The 679-nt window shown below is 37.3% G+C and carries 1 pseudogene; it reads right to left on the minus strand.

The window, feature by feature from the left end:
* Positions 1–58: 58 nt before the first annotated feature.
* Positions 59–217, minus strand: a pseudogene (locus tag CS022_RS24635) (transposase); the annotation flags it as partial.
* Positions 218–679: the final 462 nt, after the last annotated feature.

Consider the following 679-nt stretch of genomic DNA (forward strand, 5'->3'; position numbering starts at 1 on the left):
TGAAAAGCAGTACAAAGAAAGGCTCAAAAGTGTCTAGTAAATCGGTGGCTATTCAGCCATTGGTAAACGTGAATCCTCTTCCTCGTTTCCCATGGTGCTCATTACAGTGCCATGATTTCACTGCGGTATCATCAATCCAGAAGGTTATCGACCCGCGGTTTATTAATGCTTGATTGTATTGTTTCCAGTTGCTGATTTTGTACTTGGCTTTGCTCATCATCTGTCACTCGATTTGGGGTCTGATGATCTGATCGCGGAAACGATGATTAGTTCAATGATTTAGGAAACAACGCCCTAAATAACTATTATAAATTTTTTTGATTTCATTTAAAAAATGCTTCGGATCAAAAATTAATGCAAAATGAGACGGATATTACAATGTAAACGTTAAATCATGGTGATATTTGGATCAGGGTCGGGTAGTTAATAATGCTGCATAGAGTAATTAAAATCATTTGATATTCTGATTAGGAATGAGTCTTACTGACAAAATTCAAACTTTTATCAAGAAAAAAGGAATTTCTAATGACTGATAAGAAAAATGAAGTATTGAAAAAAATTGAAGCTCGTCTTGCTGAGAAGAAAGAAGTGTCTTCTGCGCAATCCTCTGGCCAACCAGCACTAACACACCGCACTGCATTGACACAACGCACTGCATTGACACAACGCACTGCATTGA

The sequence above is a fragment of the Veronia nyctiphanis genome, assembly GCF_004116385.1.
GTDB lineage: Bacteria > Pseudomonadota > Gammaproteobacteria > Enterobacterales > Vibrionaceae > Veronia > Veronia nyctiphanis.